At 70.0% G+C, this 14,009-nt stretch carries 12 protein-coding genes and 3 pseudogenes; 11 read left to right on the forward strand and 4 right to left on the reverse strand.

The genetic code is table 11. The features are described 5' to 3' along the window. The 4 genes from ABZ454_RS37520 to ABZ454_RS37535 form a co-directional block, all read right to left on the reverse strand. Positions 1 to 639 (reverse strand): RNA polymerase sigma factor, encoded by a 639-nt coding sequence (locus ABZ454_RS37520; protein WP_359543950.1) that lies wholly within the window; start codon positions 637 to 639, stop codon positions 1 to 3. Between the two features lie 321 nt (positions 640 to 960). Then, positions 961 to 2,031, reverse strand: a complete 1,071-nt coding sequence (locus ABZ454_RS37525) for a medium chain dehydrogenase/reductase family protein (RefSeq protein WP_359543951.1) — start codon at positions 2,029 to 2,031, stop codon at positions 961 to 963. A gap of 148 nt (positions 2,032 to 2,179) precedes the next feature. Then, positions 2,180 to 3,532 carry a carotenoid oxygenase family protein gene (locus tag ABZ454_RS37530; RefSeq protein WP_359543952.1) on the reverse strand — a complete coding sequence of 451 codons (1,353 nt, stop codon included), beginning with the start codon at positions 3,530 to 3,532 and terminating at the stop codon, positions 2,180 to 2,182. A gap of 124 nt (positions 3,533 to 3,656) precedes the next feature. Next, positions 3,657 to 4,220, reverse strand: coding sequence for a TetR/AcrR family transcriptional regulator (locus tag ABZ454_RS37535; protein ID WP_359543953.1), 564 nt, complete (start codon positions 4,218 to 4,220; stop codon positions 3,657 to 3,659). Positions 4,221 to 4,643: 423 nt separating this feature from the next. Here ABZ454_RS37535 and ABZ454_RS37540 point away from each other — a divergent pair. The 11 genes and pseudogenes from ABZ454_RS37540 to ABZ454_RS37590 form a co-directional block, all read left to right on the forward strand. Then, positions 4,644 to 4,966 (forward strand): annotated as a pseudogene (locus ABZ454_RS37540) (IS5/IS1182 family transposase); the annotation flags it as partial. Positions 4,967 to 5,521: 555 nt separating this feature from the next. Further along, entirely contained in the window at positions 5,522 to 6,061 is a 540-nt protein-coding gene (locus ABZ454_RS37545; protein ID WP_359543954.1) for an SRPBCC family protein, read from the forward strand. Between the two features lie 253 nt (positions 6,062 to 6,314). Further along, entirely contained in the window at positions 6,315 to 7,730 is a 1,416-nt protein-coding gene (locus ABZ454_RS37550) for an MFS transporter (protein WP_359543956.1), read from the forward strand. Positions 7,731 to 7,809: 79 nt separating this feature from the next. Next, positions 7,810 to 8,250 carry an SRPBCC family protein gene (locus tag ABZ454_RS37555; RefSeq protein ID WP_356320242.1) on the forward strand — a complete coding sequence of 147 codons (441 nt, stop codon included), beginning with the start codon at positions 7,810 to 7,812 and terminating at the stop codon, positions 8,248 to 8,250. Between the two features lie 152 nt (positions 8,251 to 8,402). Beyond that, positions 8,403 to 9,230, forward strand: a complete 828-nt coding sequence (locus tag ABZ454_RS37560; protein WP_359543957.1) for a cupredoxin domain-containing protein — start codon at positions 8,403 to 8,405, stop codon at positions 9,228 to 9,230. Further along, positions 9,223 to 10,344, forward strand: coding sequence for a multicopper oxidase domain-containing protein (locus ABZ454_RS37565; RefSeq protein WP_359543958.1), 1,122 nt, complete (start codon positions 9,223 to 9,225; stop codon positions 10,342 to 10,344). Before ABZ454_RS37560 ends, ABZ454_RS37565 begins: the two co-directional genes overlap by 8 nt. Before the next feature lie 304 nt (positions 10,345 to 10,648). Continuing rightward, positions 10,649 to 11,128, forward strand: a complete 480-nt coding sequence (locus ABZ454_RS37570) for an Rrf2 family transcriptional regulator (protein WP_356320248.1) — start codon at positions 10,649 to 10,651, stop codon at positions 11,126 to 11,128. A gap of 132 nt (positions 11,129 to 11,260) precedes the next feature. Beyond that, positions 11,261 to 12,403, forward strand: coding sequence for an MFS transporter (locus ABZ454_RS37575; protein ID WP_359543959.1), 1,143 nt, complete (start codon positions 11,261 to 11,263; stop codon positions 12,401 to 12,403). Positions 12,404 to 12,833: 430 nt separating this feature from the next. After that, positions 12,834 to 13,466, forward strand: a complete 633-nt coding sequence (locus ABZ454_RS37580) for a LysE family translocator (RefSeq protein ID WP_359543960.1) — start codon at positions 12,834 to 12,836, stop codon at positions 13,464 to 13,466. 131 nt (positions 13,467 to 13,597) lie between these two features. Continuing rightward, positions 13,598 to 13,834 (forward strand): annotated as a pseudogene (locus tag ABZ454_RS37585) (IS256 family transposase); the annotation flags it as partial. A gap of 43 nt (positions 13,835 to 13,877) precedes the next feature. After that, a pseudogene (locus ABZ454_RS37590) lies at positions 13,878 to 14,009 on the forward strand (maleylpyruvate isomerase family mycothiol-dependent enzyme); the annotation flags it as partial.

Raw genomic sequence — 14,009 nt, forward strand, 5'->3', positions numbered from 1 at the left:
TCACCGGGTTCCTTCCTGTGCGGACCGGGCCGCGATCGTGCGGTCTCCTCTTACCTGCCGGTTCGCCGGCCGGGGTTCCCGGAATTCATTGAGAAGTTGTGCGTCGGCGAGCTTCTTCAGCTTCTTCCGGGCGCGGGAGAGCCGGGAGCGGACCGTGCCGACCGGAACTTTGAGGACCTGCGCGGCGGCGGCGTAGTCCAGGCCCTGCCACAGGCACAGGCTCAGCACCTCCCGCTCGGTGCGTCGTAGGGACGCGAGTGCCTGCGCGGTGGCGGCCAGGCGGTTGCGGTCGTCCAGACGCCCGGCGACTTCATCGGCGTGGTCGGCCACCGCCGCCTCGCCCCTGCGGCCGGCGGCATGGGCGGCTGCGGCCGCCGCGGCCTTGTACCGGCGGTTGCTCCGTGACTGGGCGCGTACGAGGTTGGTGGCGATGCCCAGCAGCCACGGGCGCAGGCTCCCGCCCTCCATATCCAGGCGCAGGCGGCCGCGCCAGGCTTCCATGAAGGTCGCGGACACAATGTCCTCGGCGGCCGCCCAGTCAGCGGTCAGCCGATAGGCGTGGTTGTAGACGGTTCTCGCGTACTCGTCGAAGAGCTCCGCGAAGGCCTGCGGATCCCCCGCTCGAATACGCGCGCGCATGGTTGTGGTCACCTCAGTCAGCTGTCGTTGTGGGGGAGGGAGTTCCAGAGACGTACGTCACACCCGCCGTCGCGGGCGCAAGCTCGTTGCGGAGACAAGCAACGACGGTAACGGGATCCTGCCGCGGAACTTGTTCCGCAAGACCGGGCTGCCCACCTGCTGCGCCGCCTTGTGCCGCCCACATGGCGAAGGCCCCTTTCCCCGCGCGTCGCCTGCGCTGTGGCGGGGGAAGGGGCGTGCTTGCCGGATCGGCGGAGGTGTTGGTACGGCGGGCCGGGCCGGCCGCTGCGGGGGGTATTGCGGCTGGTGCCCGGTCGTTGCTCAGGGGACCAGCACGACCTTGCCGACCACGGTGCCGGATTCGGCCACCCGTACCGCCTTGGCGACGTCGGCGAGGGGGATGCGGGCGGCGACCTGCGGGGTGAGGCTGCCGTCGGCCAAGAGGGCGAAGACCTGGCCCAGGTCGGCCTGCACCTTGGCGCGGAAGGTGTTGAGCCGCCGCTTGCCGGCCCAGATGTTGTAGAAGTAGGCGCTCTTGCAATTGGGGGCCGCGTTCCACAGGGTCAGGCGGGCGAGCAGCTTGAGGACCGGCGCCTTCGAGGAGCCCTCGGCGTCACGGGTGGAGGCTGTGCCGTACGAGACGAGCGTGCCCTTAGGGGCCAGGAGCCGGTAGGAGGTCAGGATGCCCTCACCGCCCACGTGGTCGAAGACCGCGTCGTACCCCTTGGGGGCAAGGGCGCGGAGCTGGTCGCCGAGGTCGGCAGCACGGTAGTCGAGTGGGGTGGCTCCCAACGCCCGTACGGCGTCGTGGTGCTTGGCCGAGGCAGTGCCCACGACCGTGGCGCCGGCGATGCGGGCGAGCTGCACGAGGGTGGAGCCCACGCCTCCGTTCGCCCCCAGCACCAGGACGGTGTCACCGGCGCGGACCTTGGCCAGGCGGTGGAGCATCTGCCAGGCGGTGATGCCGTTGACCACGAAGGTCTCGGCGTCGGCGGAGTCCACCGACTCGGGCACCTCGGTGAGGTCGCCGACGTCGACGCTGACGTGGCTGGCCCAGGCGCCGGTCTTGGTCAGCACCGCGAAACGCCGCCCCAGCACGCTGCTCGGCACACTCTCTCCGACGTCGACGGCCCGCCCGATGAGGTCGTAGCCCGGGACGAAGGGAAAGGGCGGCTGGTCGTAGTACTTGCCGCGCCGCATCTGCTGCTCGGCGAACGAGACCCCGGCGGCCTCCATCGCGAGCACCACCTGCCCCGGGGCAGCGGGCTGGGCGGGACGGGTCTGGACCTGGATGCCGTCCGGCTCGACGATGCCGGGCAGCACCGCCTCGGTGACGGTGGACGGAGCGACCGGGGATGCGGCGGCGGAAACGCGGGCGGGGGAGTCGTACATGGGATTGCTCCTCATCTCGGATGGGCCGGCGTCCGGCGACGGCGGCGCGGTGGGGCATCGGCAGGGGGTGCGGTCCACAAGGGCCTGCAGCGGGGCGGCCGAGCCGATGGCTGGTCGTCCGCCCGGGCGGCGAGGGTCGGACGTCTTTTCAGAGGGCGGAGTCGGGGATCCATGAGCCGTGGATCATCGCGGGAACCCGGCGAGGGAGGTGGATGGTGGCGACCGGAGGCACGGTGAGGTCGGAGGCGTCCAGGACGAGCATCTTGGAGGCGTCGGCGTTCAGATCGCTCACGACGGTGAGGAGGTATCCCTCATCCTCTCCGGTGGTGCCTTCGGCTTGGACGAACACCGCTTCGCTGGGCAACTGGCCGGTGCCGAAGGGCAGCAGTTGCCGGTTGCCGGAAGCGCGGTCGTACTTGACCAGGGTGTGGTTGCCGATTCCGAGGTCATCGGGGAAGGACAGGGCGTACTGGTAGCGGTGCTCGCTGCCGGTGAAGTGGTCATTGATCGTGGGGAACTCCACCGTCAGGTCGTCGGTCTGCTGCTCGTGGACGGCTCCTGCGGCAAGGTCGATGGTCCAGCGGCGGCTGCGGGAGCCGGAGTTCGGCTCGGCACCGCGGTCAGGAGCGCCGACCCACCAGTTCCAGGAGCGCTGCCAGCCCTCGCGTCCCACCGTGGGGCCTTCGACGACGATGTGCCCGGAGGCGCTCTCGTAGGCATTGGCGAAGTGCATGCCGTACCCCTGGCCGATCTCGAACCAGCGGATCTTCGCTGCGCCGCCCGCACCGCGCGGCATGACGCCGATCCGCGAGGCCTGGGCGTCGCTCCAGCCGTAGGGGATTCCGGAGTGCTCGGAGGGGGCGAAGGTGACCGAGCCCTCAAGGAAGACCACGTGGTGCTCCGTGATCGCGAAGTCGTGCTTCAGCGCTGCGCTCGCGCCGGGGACTTCCTGGCTGTCCAACACCTGGCCGTCGGGGGAGGCGACGTGGTGGATCAGGTACGGCGGGAAGGGGGAGGAGGCGAAGAAATGCAGTTCGCCGGTGGCCGGGTCCTCCTTGGGGTGGGCGGTCATGGCGGAGGTGAGCTTGCCGCCGAAGTCGTAGGCGCCCACCGTCTCCAAGTCGGCCGTCAGCTCGAAGGGCAGGGCTGCCTCCGACAGGGCCAGCAGCCGTCCGCCGTGCTCGATGACGTGCGTGCCGGCCGTGCTGACCCTCAGGTCCGGGCCCCGGTCGGTCATATACGGGGCGCCGTCCAGGGCGGGAGTGTGGACCCACCGGTTGCCGTACCACTCGGCGCGGCCCTGGTTCAGCCGGATGCCGTGCACCATGCCGCTGCCCTTGAACCAGTGGGTCGGGGTGATGCCCGGCTTGGGGTTGTGGCTGTTGCGGATCAGACGGCCGGTCAGCTCCGGCGGCAGGGTTCCCTCCACGGCCAGTTCGGTTGCGGTGATCTCGTCGGCGACGGGGGAGTAGTGACCGGTCAGGTAGGGCTTGCTGGCCATGACGAACCTCAATCTCACTAGGAAGAATCAACAATCAAGTGTGTGTGGTCAGACACTCACTATCGGGGCGAAAAAGAGGGCGACCGCAGATCCGCAGACGCGCGGCCGCCTTCCGGGAGGCGGGTCAGTAATGCATGATCCCCGCTGTCAGGGTGCGGGTCCAGGGTGCTGAGATCGCCTCGGCGTCGATGGAGACCAGCAGGTGGCAGAGCATGCCGACGGCGAAGAACTCCTGCACCTGCGCCTCGCTGCCGCCCGAGGCGCTGCGCACATACTCGACACTGCGGGCGTACCCCTCCCGCACCGCTTCCCGGACGGCCGGCTCGGAGACTGCGGCCGCCTGGGCGTGCAGCTGGACCAGCATCAGGTCGTTATCGCTGATCAGCTGGGCGTAGGCGTCGCCCATGGAGGCCAGCACCGCCTCTGGTGAGCTGCTCTCGGCTGCTGCCGCACCGCCTTCGAGGGCGGCGCGCACCCTCACGAAGCAGTGTTCGACGACCGCGGTGAACAGGGCCTCCTTGTTCGGGAAGAGGCGGTAGACGTACGCCTGCGAGATGCCCGCCGCCTTGGCCACCTCCGTGGTGGTGGTCCCGAAGTACCCTCGGGCCGCGAAGGCCCCGATGGCGGTCCGCAGAACCGTCTCGCGGCGTTCGTCGGCTGTGGACAGTTGGCGTCGCTCCGTCTTCATGTGAGTACTCAACCACTCACACCGAAGTGTGTCAAGCGTTCCCCTGAGGAACCGCCCGGCTGATCATGTGAGTGTCGGACTATTGGCTCGTGGTCTCCGGCGTGGGGCGGGTGATCTGGCGAATGTCGAGTGGAGCCGTACGTGCCAACGCCAGGGCAGCGTGGCGGCCAGGAGAACGACCGTCGCAGGGTGATCAACGGGATCTTTCCGGGTCCGGAGCCGTGGGGGCTCCTCCTGAGGGTTTCGGTAGCTGGAAGACCGTCTGTGAAGGGGGACTCCCACCTCGAGGACCGGATCGGCGGGAGCCCGGCCGGCGCTGACTGTGCCCACCAGTACGCGGCCGGGGCCCGGAAGAAGAAACCACGTGTCCCATAGAAGGGGCAACGGCCCGGCACCACGGCCCTGACGGAGGACTCGGACGGTTCAAGGGGTGGCCTGACCTGCAAATCCACCATGTCGGCGAAGGCAGCTGCCGCCCGTTGGTGCACCTGGTCACCCCCGGGCGCCGGTGGGGCGACGCACCCCAGATGATCGAGGTTTTCGAACGCGTCCGCGTTCCACGCCCGCAGGGCGATCGTCCTCGGACCCGCCCGGGCCACCTGGGCGGCGACAAAGCGTGTAGCTCACGCCGCAATCGGCGCTACCTGCGAAGACGCCGGATCGAGCACGCCGTCCCAGAGTCGAAGAATCAGCGGGTCAACCGCAAACAGTGCGGCAGCAAGGGCGGGCGGCCCGCCGGATTCGACGGCGAGGTATAGGTGTGGGCCAGCGCCTCCTGCCGTCAGCGCAACGCCTTCCCGGGCCGACCCGGTGGCGCGTGCCCGTTCCGCTCCGATCGCCCGGGCCTCCCCGGCCGGCCGTCGGCTCCATGGTCGTCTTGCGGTCGCCGCGCTTCCCCTGAGGGGGCACTGTCTTTCTTCCCGGTCCGGCCTCACCGCGGTGCCCGTTTTCCTTCGCGCGGGAGGGGGCCTCTAAGGCCCTGCTGTGCAGCCCGCTATGGCCCGGTTGCTATCGCGGGCGGCGTCCTGAGACCCCTTCGTCCGAGAGTGCGGCGTGAGCGCCTCCCGACCTGGTCGCATGGGGATCGACGAAGAGGCGGTTGACGTTGGACGAGTAAGAGTGGTTGACTACTCACATGCCGGAAGGGCGGCCCGGAAATCGCCCCCGCTATGTGATGCAGGTATTTCTCCAGGCTTTTTGCGCGCCGCGCCCTGGAGTTCAGGCCGACCCAATGGTGAGTGAACAACCACACTCTCTTGTTGGTGTTGGTGTCATCTCTCGATTTCCCCAAAGGAACTCTCATGTTCACTACCTCCGTTACCGCACTCCTTGCCGCACTGCCCCTGGCCCTCGGGAGCTCAGGGCCCGCGCCGGTAGGGATCGACGAGAAGGCCCCAGTCATCACCCGGGATGACATCGTCATCCACGCCTCCCTGGACCAGGTGTGGCGCGTTCAGACCGACGTCGAGAACTGGCCGGCCTGGCAGCCGGGCGTCAGCTCCTCGGTCAAGCAGACCCCGGGCCGGCTGCGTCCGGGCTCCTCGTGGGTCTGGTCCACCGAGGGGCTGGAGAACATCACCTCGACGGTGAAGCAGGTCCAGCCCAAGCGCCGCATCGTCTGGGGCGGGCCGGCCCAGGGCATCACGGCGGTCCACGTGTGGACCTTCACCCAGGCCCGGGACGGCGTCCACGTCCACACCGAGGAATCGTGGACCGGCGACCCCGTCGCCGCCAACACCGTCTACCTGCAGGGAGCCCTGGACGCCTCTCTGGAGAACTGGCTGAACAACCTCAAGCAGCAGGCCGAGAAGCGCCCCCTCAAGAGCGACCAGCGCCCCTGAACACGGCACGCCCGGTCACGGCCCCGACCCCCGGCGCGGCACCTGCCCGCGGCGCAGCCGTTCGACAGCGGCAAGGAATCCTCACCGCACAACCCCACGCGTCCGGCGGCCGGCCGCTCGAGCACGTACCGGGCCCGCGCCGCCCCGCACCCTGCCGCCCCTGGTGCGCCGTGCTGCAGCAACAGCCCCGTCGGCATTCCCGGGGCGCGCCCGGTGCCGTGCGCGCCCCGCCCCGGACATCCCGAAAGGCATCATGTCTACCCCCGCCTCCTTCCCACCACGCTCCCTCCGCCCGGGCCTCCTTCTCACCCTCCTGGCCGGTGCGCAGTTCCTCGTCGTGCTCAACACCTCCATCGTCAACGTCGCCCTGCCCGCCATCGGGCAGGACCTCGAGCTCACCCCGAACGGCCTGGCCTGGATCGTCAACGCCTACCTCATCGCCTTCGGAGCCTTGCTGCCCCTGGGCGGTCGCCTCACCGACCTCCTCGGCCACCGAACCGCATTCCTGGCCGGCCTCCTTGTCTTTGCCGTCGGCTCCCTGGCCGCAGGTGTCTCTTCAGGTGCCGGAATACTCATCGGGGCCCGAGCGGTCCAGGGCATCGGCGCGGCCCTGCTGTCACCTGCGAGCCTCGCCATCCTGCTGGCTCACTGGGCCCCAGGCCCCGGCCGCGGCAAAGCACTGGGTGTCTGGGGAGCGGCCTCCGCGGCCGGCGGAGCCGCAGGGGTCCTGCTCAGCGGAGTCCTCACCAGCACTCTGGGCTGGTGGGCCATCTTCGCCATCAGCGCCCTGCTCACCCTCCCCGGCCTCATAGCCACCCCTCTCCTCCTGGCTCGGAGCGAACGCAAGCGCACTGCCCGCCTCGACGTGCCCGGCGCGCTCATCGTCACCGCCGGCCTCACCCTCCTCGTCTACGGACTCGGCGCCAAGGACACCACCCCTCTGCCCGACTTCGTCCTCCCGGCAGCCGGAATGCTGCTGCTCTCGGCGCTGATGCCGATCGAGCGACGGGCGAAAGACCCCCTTCTGCCGCCCGCATTGCTGCGCACCCGGTCCGTCGCCACCGGCAACCTCCTGATGCTGCTGCTCGGAGCGGTATGGGTCGCCACGTTCTTCTTCCTCCCGCTCTACCAGCAGAAGGTCCTCGGCTACTCACCTCTCGAAGCGGGCCTCACCCAACTACCTCTGGCCGCAGCCCTCATGGCCGCCTCCTGGGCCGCGGGACGCCTGCGGGGCACCCTCCTGCCCGGCCTGATCGTGCTTGCCGCCGGCCTGCTCTGGCTGGCCCGGCTCCCCCTCGACGGTGCTTTCCTGCCCGACCTCCTCGGCCCGTCCGTACTGATCGGCGCCGGACTCGGCCTGGCCTTCGTCCCCCTGACCGCCCTTGGCATCGAGAGGGCCGAACCCCGGCACGCCGGCATCGCCGGCGGGCTGATCAACACCTCCCGGCAGGTCGGCGGCGCCCTCGGACTCGCGATCCTCACCACCCTCGCAGCCCCGGTCGCTGCCCAGGCCACACCCGCACTCGCCACCTTGGCGTACGGCTACCGCCACGCCCTCGTCGCCGCTGCCCTCATCGCACTGCTCGCCGCGGCCGGAGCAGGCATCCACCTGCTGCGCGGCCGCAACCGTGCGGCCACGTCAGCGCCGGATCTCCCCGGCAGTTCCTGAACCACCGGCCAGAGCCGCAACCGCACTTCCTTCACCATCCGCCCCGGCCCAACCGGTCACCCTCTTCTGGAGAACGAACATGATGGACATCGACCGCACCGCACCCGTCGTCGTCGAACTGAGCCAGACCGTGCACGCCCCGCTGGAGACGATCTGGCGCCTGCACACCGAGATCGCCTCCTGGCCGACATGGAACACAGGCATCGACACCGCGGTCCTGCACGCACCGCTCGCCCCAGGCGCCTCCTTCGACTGGACCACAGCCGGCCTTGACATCCGCTCCACCGTCGCCGAACTGACGCCGATGCGCCGCATCGTCTGGGGCGGCCCCGCCCACGGCATCACCGGCATCCACGTCTGGGAGTTCGAGGAGACCGACGAGGGTGTACAGGTCAGCACCCGTGAGTCCTGGGCGGGCGCCCCCGTCGAGGCAGCCCCGCACGCCATGCACCAGGCGCTCGAGGAATCGCTCCTGGCATGGCTGGACGTCCTGAAGGCCACCGCGGAGAACCGGAGCTGAACCCCGGCACGACCCGGCCGGACCGGAGGCGCATGGCCGTCATGCCCATGCGCCTCCCCGGCTGCCGTCCGCTCGTCTCACATGCACTCCGTGCAACCCGCTACGACGCCAATCCTCCGCAGTACATCCCACCCCGGAAGGCCCGACCGACCATGACCACCACCCCCCTCGCCGCCCGGCCGCTGACACTCCCCGACCGTCTGGGAACCGCCGGACTGCTGGCCCTGGCGTTCTGCGAGCTTCTCGCCCACCTGGTGCTGGGAGGGCAGCCGAACCCCGGCATGGCCGCACTGGCCGTCCTGCCCCTCGCCGCGGCCTTCCTGACCTGGCGGCGCGTGCGCTGGGCACCAATCGCCTCCCTCCTGGCCGTCGTCGCTGTCATCGCCACCCGCACGGCCAGCCTCTCCTTCGACCTCACCCGGCCGGGGGACCCCTTGTACTTCGCTGCCGCCCTCCTCGAACTCGCCGCAGCCGGCGCGGTGACCGGGCCAATAGCCGCCGCGCTCCTCAAGCGCCGCACCCCCGCCCTCACCGGCGGCCTTGCCCTGGCCGCAGCCCTCGCGCTGAGCGCGGGCGTCATCCTCAGCTCCCCCCAGAGCGACGACACCGGCTCACTCACCGCCGAGCAGATCGCCGCACTGCCGACCGTCGACATGGTCAACTACCGCTTCGAGCCCTCCATCCTGCGGGCCGCCCCCGGACAGCCGGTCGCCTTCACCTTCACGAACGACACCGACGACGCCCACGCCTTCGCCGTCGACAAGCTGGGCATCGACATCGAGGTCCCCAGCGGCCGCAGCCGCACCGTGGTCGTCCAGGCGCCCCCCGGCCGCTACGCCATGCACTGCTCGGTCGGCAGCCACAGCGCCAACGGCATGAAGGGGCAGCTCGTCATCACCGGCCAGGACACCACCACCGCCCCGGGTCCCGCGGACACCGACCCCGCCGCGTCCTCTGACACCCACAACCACCATGGCTGATTACCTGTCGCGGCGCTCTCTGATCGTGGGAGGCACCGCCGCCACGGCGGGCGCCCTCATCCCCCTCGTCCGATCCCTCACCTCCGCAGAAGCACTCCCCGACGGACCGCCCCTGCCCGAGCTCCCCGAACTCGACGTCAGCACTCCCACGGGCAAGCCCAGGACCAAGACCGCCACCCTGACCGCCGGCAGCGCGGGGGAGGGGCGGCTGGCCTACAACCACACCGGGCCCGGCCCCGGACCGCTCATGCGCCTGCGCGAAGGCGACCGGGTACGGCTGACCTTCCGCAACGACCTCGACGCCCCTTCCAGCCTGCATGTGCACGGCGTCCCCATGCCGCCCGCCACCGACGCCCCCCTGACCCACCTCGCGCCTGGCCAGAGCGATGTCCGCGAGTTCACCCTCCCCCCAGGGTCGGCCGGCACCTACTGGTACCACCCTCACGCCCACGGCGACGTCGAACGCCAGCTCCTGGCCGGCCTCGCGGGGCCCGTCGTCGTCACTGGCCCCCTGGGTCCGGTGTCGCTCCGGGCCCGTTCCTTCCAGACAACGTTGTCCTGCACCGAGACGACACACCCTGGAGAGTTCATGAAGATCGTTGATGTCACAGTCACTCCGATCGCCTTCGAGGACCCTCCGCTGCTGAACAGCACCGGCGTGCACGAGCCCTTGGTCCTGCGCTGCGTGGTGCAGCTCAGGCTGGAGAACGGAATCGTGGGCCTGGGCGAGTGCCCCGGAGGCAAGGCGGAGACCAGCCGACTCCTGATCGCGGCTCGGGAGATGAAAGGCCGAGACGTCTTCGCCACCACTGCGGCACGCCAGGCTGTCCATCAGGCCCTGGGCGGCACTACCACCCGGGTCGAGGAACGCGACTCGGCCTGGGCCCCGCTGGAGGTCGCGGCATTGGACGCCGGCATTTATCGGAGCCTTCGCGCTCCTCATCCTTCCGATTGCGGTTGCCGCCTGCCTGGCAGGCCGGACACGCGTCAGGGATACAGGCCCATATGGCGCCTCGGGACTGTCCGCCGCCACGGCAGAGGGACTGCGGTAGGCCGATGCCGCCGATACCGCACCGTGCCGCGCTCCTCGTCATCGACATGCAGCGCAACGTGAGCCCGGCATGCACCGCCCCGAACCGGGGTCGCCGTCACCATCAACCGACTCCTTGTCGCAGGCGGACTGCGCCACCGGTCCTTCGAGAGGCTCCCGCCGAGTGCGCCGAGTGCGCCGAGTGCGCCGAGTGCGCCGAGTGCGCCGAGTCGCACCGCCGCACGGAACGGGGGAACTGCACGGCAGCAGACCGCTGTTGGGCCCGTTTCTATGACGCCTTCCCGGACGTGGACGCGGCATCCTTCCGGACGCGGCGTCTTCGCGAAGCGGTAGTCCACGGTGAACCTAGAGGTGTAGTGTCCTGGTTATGCGCATGAGCGAGGGTGTCGAGTGGGGGCTGCACTGTTGTCTGACGCTGGCCTGGGTCGGGGATGAGGAACCTGTGTCCACCGCCAAGCTGGCGGCTTGGTTCGACCTGCCTCAGGCGTATCTGAACAAGAGGCTGCAGGCGCTGGTCAGGGCCGGCATCCTGAGTTCGACGGCGGGGGCCCGGGGCGGTTTCCGGCTCGCCAGGCTCCCCGAGCGCATCACTCTCATGGACGTCGTCACCGCCATCGAGGGCCCCGACGACGCCTTCCGCTGTACCGAGATCCGTCGGCGGGGCGAGGGAGCGGACGCGGCCGCCGGGGAGTTCCGGCGGGCCTGCGGCATCGCCACCGCCATGCGTCGGGCCGAACTGGCGTGGCGCCGCGAACTCGCCGGCCAGACCCTGGCGGACATCATGGCCACCGCGCCGCCCGCTGCCATGGAGCGTGCCAGGCGCCACCACGGGCGCACGGCCCGCTGATCGCTCCATACCCCGCGACTCCGGTGGGGCACATCTGTGAGGAGAACCTGGATGTCGAGTGTCTCGATTTCGTCTGGTCGTCCGGCGAGCGACGCCAAGAACCCCCCCGAGCCCGGCGGACTATCGTCGACCTTGGTCCTGGCCTTAGGCACCTTCGCCGTCGGCACGGACGCCTTCGTCGTCGCCGGATTCCTGCCCTCCATGGCCCACTCGCTGCACGTGTCGCAGACGGCCGCCGGGCAGTCGGTCACGGTGTTCGCCGCCGCCTATGCCGTACTGTCGCCGACCCTCGCCACCCTGACCGCCCGCCTGCCCCGGCGCACCCTGCTGATCTCCGCACTGCTCACCCTCGGCGTGGCCAACCTCCTGTCGGCACTGGCACCCAGCCTCGCCGTGCTGATCGTCAGCCGGATCATCGCCGCCGCCGGCGCTGCCGCGTACACCCCCCACGCCGCAGCGGTCGGCGCCGCCCTGGTCCGCCCCGAACTGCGGGCCCGTGCCCTGGCCGTGGTCGTCGGCGGCCTGACCGTCGCCACCGCGCTGGGTGTTCCCCTCGGCAACCTCATCAGCCACTGGCTCGGCTGGCGCAGCACCCTTGGCGTGGTGGCCGCGCTGTGCCTGGTCATCTCGGTCGGCCTACGTCTGAACATGCCGGAGGTACCCGGCAATCCCCGGGTGGCACTGCGCACCCGGCTCGCGGTGCTGCGCCGGCCGGCCGTACTGGCCGTCCTGCCCCTCACCCTCCTGGGCATGGGGGCCTGCTACACCGCCTACGCCTACAGCGTCCCGGTGCTCGAAGCGGTGCGCATCCCCGAGAGCGCCATGCTGTGGATGCTCTTCCTGTACGGATTGGGCGCCGTGCTCGGCAACGTCGCGGCCGGCTACGCCACCGACCGCTGGGGCTCGGTCCGGGTCCTGACCGCCGGATACCTCACCATGGCGCTCGCCCTCGGGGCCCTGGCCTGGATCGCCGCCGCGCACGGTTCCGTGCAGCCCGTAGTAGGCCTGCTGGTCCTGTTGTGGGGAGCGAGCAGTTGGTGTCAGACGCCGCCGCAGCAGCATCGGCTGATCGAGGCCGCCCCGCAGGAAGCGCCCCTGCTCGTCTCCCTGAACTCCTCCGGTATCTACCTGGGCATCGGCCTGGGCACCGTACTCGGCGGCATCTCGCTGCCTGCGGGAACGTCGGCCGTCTACGCCCTTGGAGCCGCCCTGGCGGTCGCCGCCCTGCTGTTCCTCCGGATCACGGCACGCACCACGAAGACACACACCGGCTGAGGAACCGCCCTTCGCCTACCGACGGCCGGACGGCCAGAGGTCCGGCTGCCGCCTGACCCTGCTGCCCCGGTTCTCACGACAGAGGGCGGCGGCTCCGCCCGACGCACACGAGCGCGCGGCGGGTCCTGGTCCACGTCCCGCCCCGCCCCGCCCGGCGGGGGACCAGTTCGTCGACGAAACCGAGAGGTCGCCAGATGACCACCTACACACCGCAACCGCCGACCGTTCGGCCGCCCCCGCCGACGCCACGCGGACCGCCATCCCAAGGACCGGAGCAACGGAAGCAGGCGTCACCCAGGCCACGGGCCGCAGTTCACCCCGATTGCAGAATCGATGCTACTGGCGCCATGAGGCCGATTCGCCCGGATGCTGACTCCCCGAGAGGCACCAACGGCAACGCACCACAGGAGGAGCGATAAAAGTGTGGATCATGGGCTTTCTTGCGATGGCGCTGCTAGTAGCACTCACTCCCGGAGCCAACAATCTTCTGGCTCTGCGGCACGCCATGGTGCGAGGCTTCGGCGGTTCCATGGTCGGGGTATGCGGACGGCTCGTCGCGTTCGCCATCCTCGTGGTCGTGGTCGTGGCTGGGCTGGGGCCGCTGCTGTCGGCGTCGGTGTGGGCACTGACGCTGATCAAGTGGGCCGGCGTCGTCTACCTCACCTACTTGGGCACCACCGTCTTGTGGGCTAGCTTCCGGCGGGGCGGTGCACCGGACGAAGCCGTCGCGAAGACCTCAGGCCAGGTGAGGCCGACCCTGTCCGTGCTGGCGCGTAAGGAGTTCCTCGTCGCGATCAGCAACCCGAAGGCCGTGTTGGTGTTCACGGCTTTCGTGCCGCAGTTCGTCGTTGCCGGTCACGGCTCCGTCACAGCCCAACTCGCCATCCTCGGTGCCTTCTACCTTCTAGCGGAAGCAGTGGCGGCCGCAGTGTTCGCCGCTGCGGGCAGTGTGATCAGGGCGGCGCAGATGAGTCGTCAGGCCCACCGCCGACTGGACCGTGTCACCGGCGTTGCGTTGCTCGGGATGGCCGGCCTGATCGCGGCAGAGTCCGCCACATCGTGATTCAGAGCAATGCTCAGGACGTGTGGATCAGCTCCGCTGGAGGGCGCGCGAAGGGCTTGCCTTCCCGAGTGAATGATCGTCAAGTCACGGAGTAGGTCCGCGCTGTGAAAGCGGGTCGGGAAGGTACGCCCGTGCTCAGCGTAGTCAACGAAAAGGGCACCACCGAGGCCGGTTCCCTGATCGACGAGATCGTCCGCGAGGGCGCTCGGCGGATGCTGGCCGCAGCCCTGGAGGCGGAGGTGGACCAGTACAGCGCGGAGCTCGCTGGTCAGCGTGACGAGGCCGGCTGCCGGCTGGTGGTGCGCAATGGCCGCCACCGGCCGCGGCCGGTGACCACGGCCGCCGGCCCCATCGAGGTGGCCTCCCCAACACGGCAAGCACGAGGCCGCCCCGGCTCCGCGCGATCCCGAAGTGTTTCTGCGGTGGTTCGAGGAGAGTTCAGCGACCCTGCTCACGGCCCTGCGCACAGACCCGAGTACGAGCGCCTGGACGTTTCATCCGCCGCACACGGTGGGCTTCTGGCAGCGACGCCGTGCGCTGGAG

It is taken from the genome of Streptomyces sp. NPDC005803, assembly GCF_040630435.1.
Taxonomy (GTDB): domain Bacteria; phylum Actinomycetota; class Actinomycetes; order Streptomycetales; family Streptomycetaceae; genus Streptomyces.

Coding starts and splice junctions, on each gene's coding strand:
- ABZ454_RS37580 (WP_359543960.1), top strand. CDS start 12,834: ATGGGCTTTCTTGCGATGGCGCTGCTAGTAGCACTCACTCCCGGAGCC.
- ABZ454_RS37545 (WP_359543954.1), top strand. CDS start 5,522: ATGTTCACTACCTCCGTTACCGCACTCCTTGCCGCACTGCCCCTGGCC.
- ABZ454_RS37530 (WP_359543952.1), bottom strand. CDS start 3,532: ATGGCCAGCAAGCCCTACCTGACCGGTCACTACTCCCCCGTCGCCGAC.
- ABZ454_RS37550 (WP_359543956.1), top strand. CDS start 6,315: ATGTCTACCCCCGCCTCCTTCCCACCACGCTCCCTCCGCCCGGGCCTC.
- ABZ454_RS37555 (WP_356320242.1), top strand. CDS start 7,810: ATGATGGACATCGACCGCACCGCACCCGTCGTCGTCGAACTGAGCCAG.
- ABZ454_RS37565 (WP_359543958.1), top strand. CDS start 9,223: ATGGCTGATTACCTGTCGCGGCGCTCTCTGATCGTGGGAGGCACCGCC.
- ABZ454_RS37570 (WP_356320248.1), top strand. CDS start 10,649: ATGCGCATGAGCGAGGGTGTCGAGTGGGGGCTGCACTGTTGTCTGACG.
- ABZ454_RS37520 (WP_359543950.1), bottom strand. CDS start 639: ATGCGCGCGCGTATTCGAGCGGGGGATCCGCAGGCCTTCGCGGAGCTC.
- ABZ454_RS37560 (WP_359543957.1), top strand. CDS start 8,403: ATGACCACCACCCCCCTCGCCGCCCGGCCGCTGACACTCCCCGACCGT.
- ABZ454_RS37525 (WP_359543951.1), bottom strand. CDS start 2,031: ATGTACGACTCCCCCGCCCGCGTTTCCGCCGCCGCATCCCCGGTCGCT.
- ABZ454_RS37535 (WP_359543953.1), bottom strand. CDS start 4,220: ATGAAGACGGAGCGACGCCAACTGTCCACAGCCGACGAACGCCGCGAG.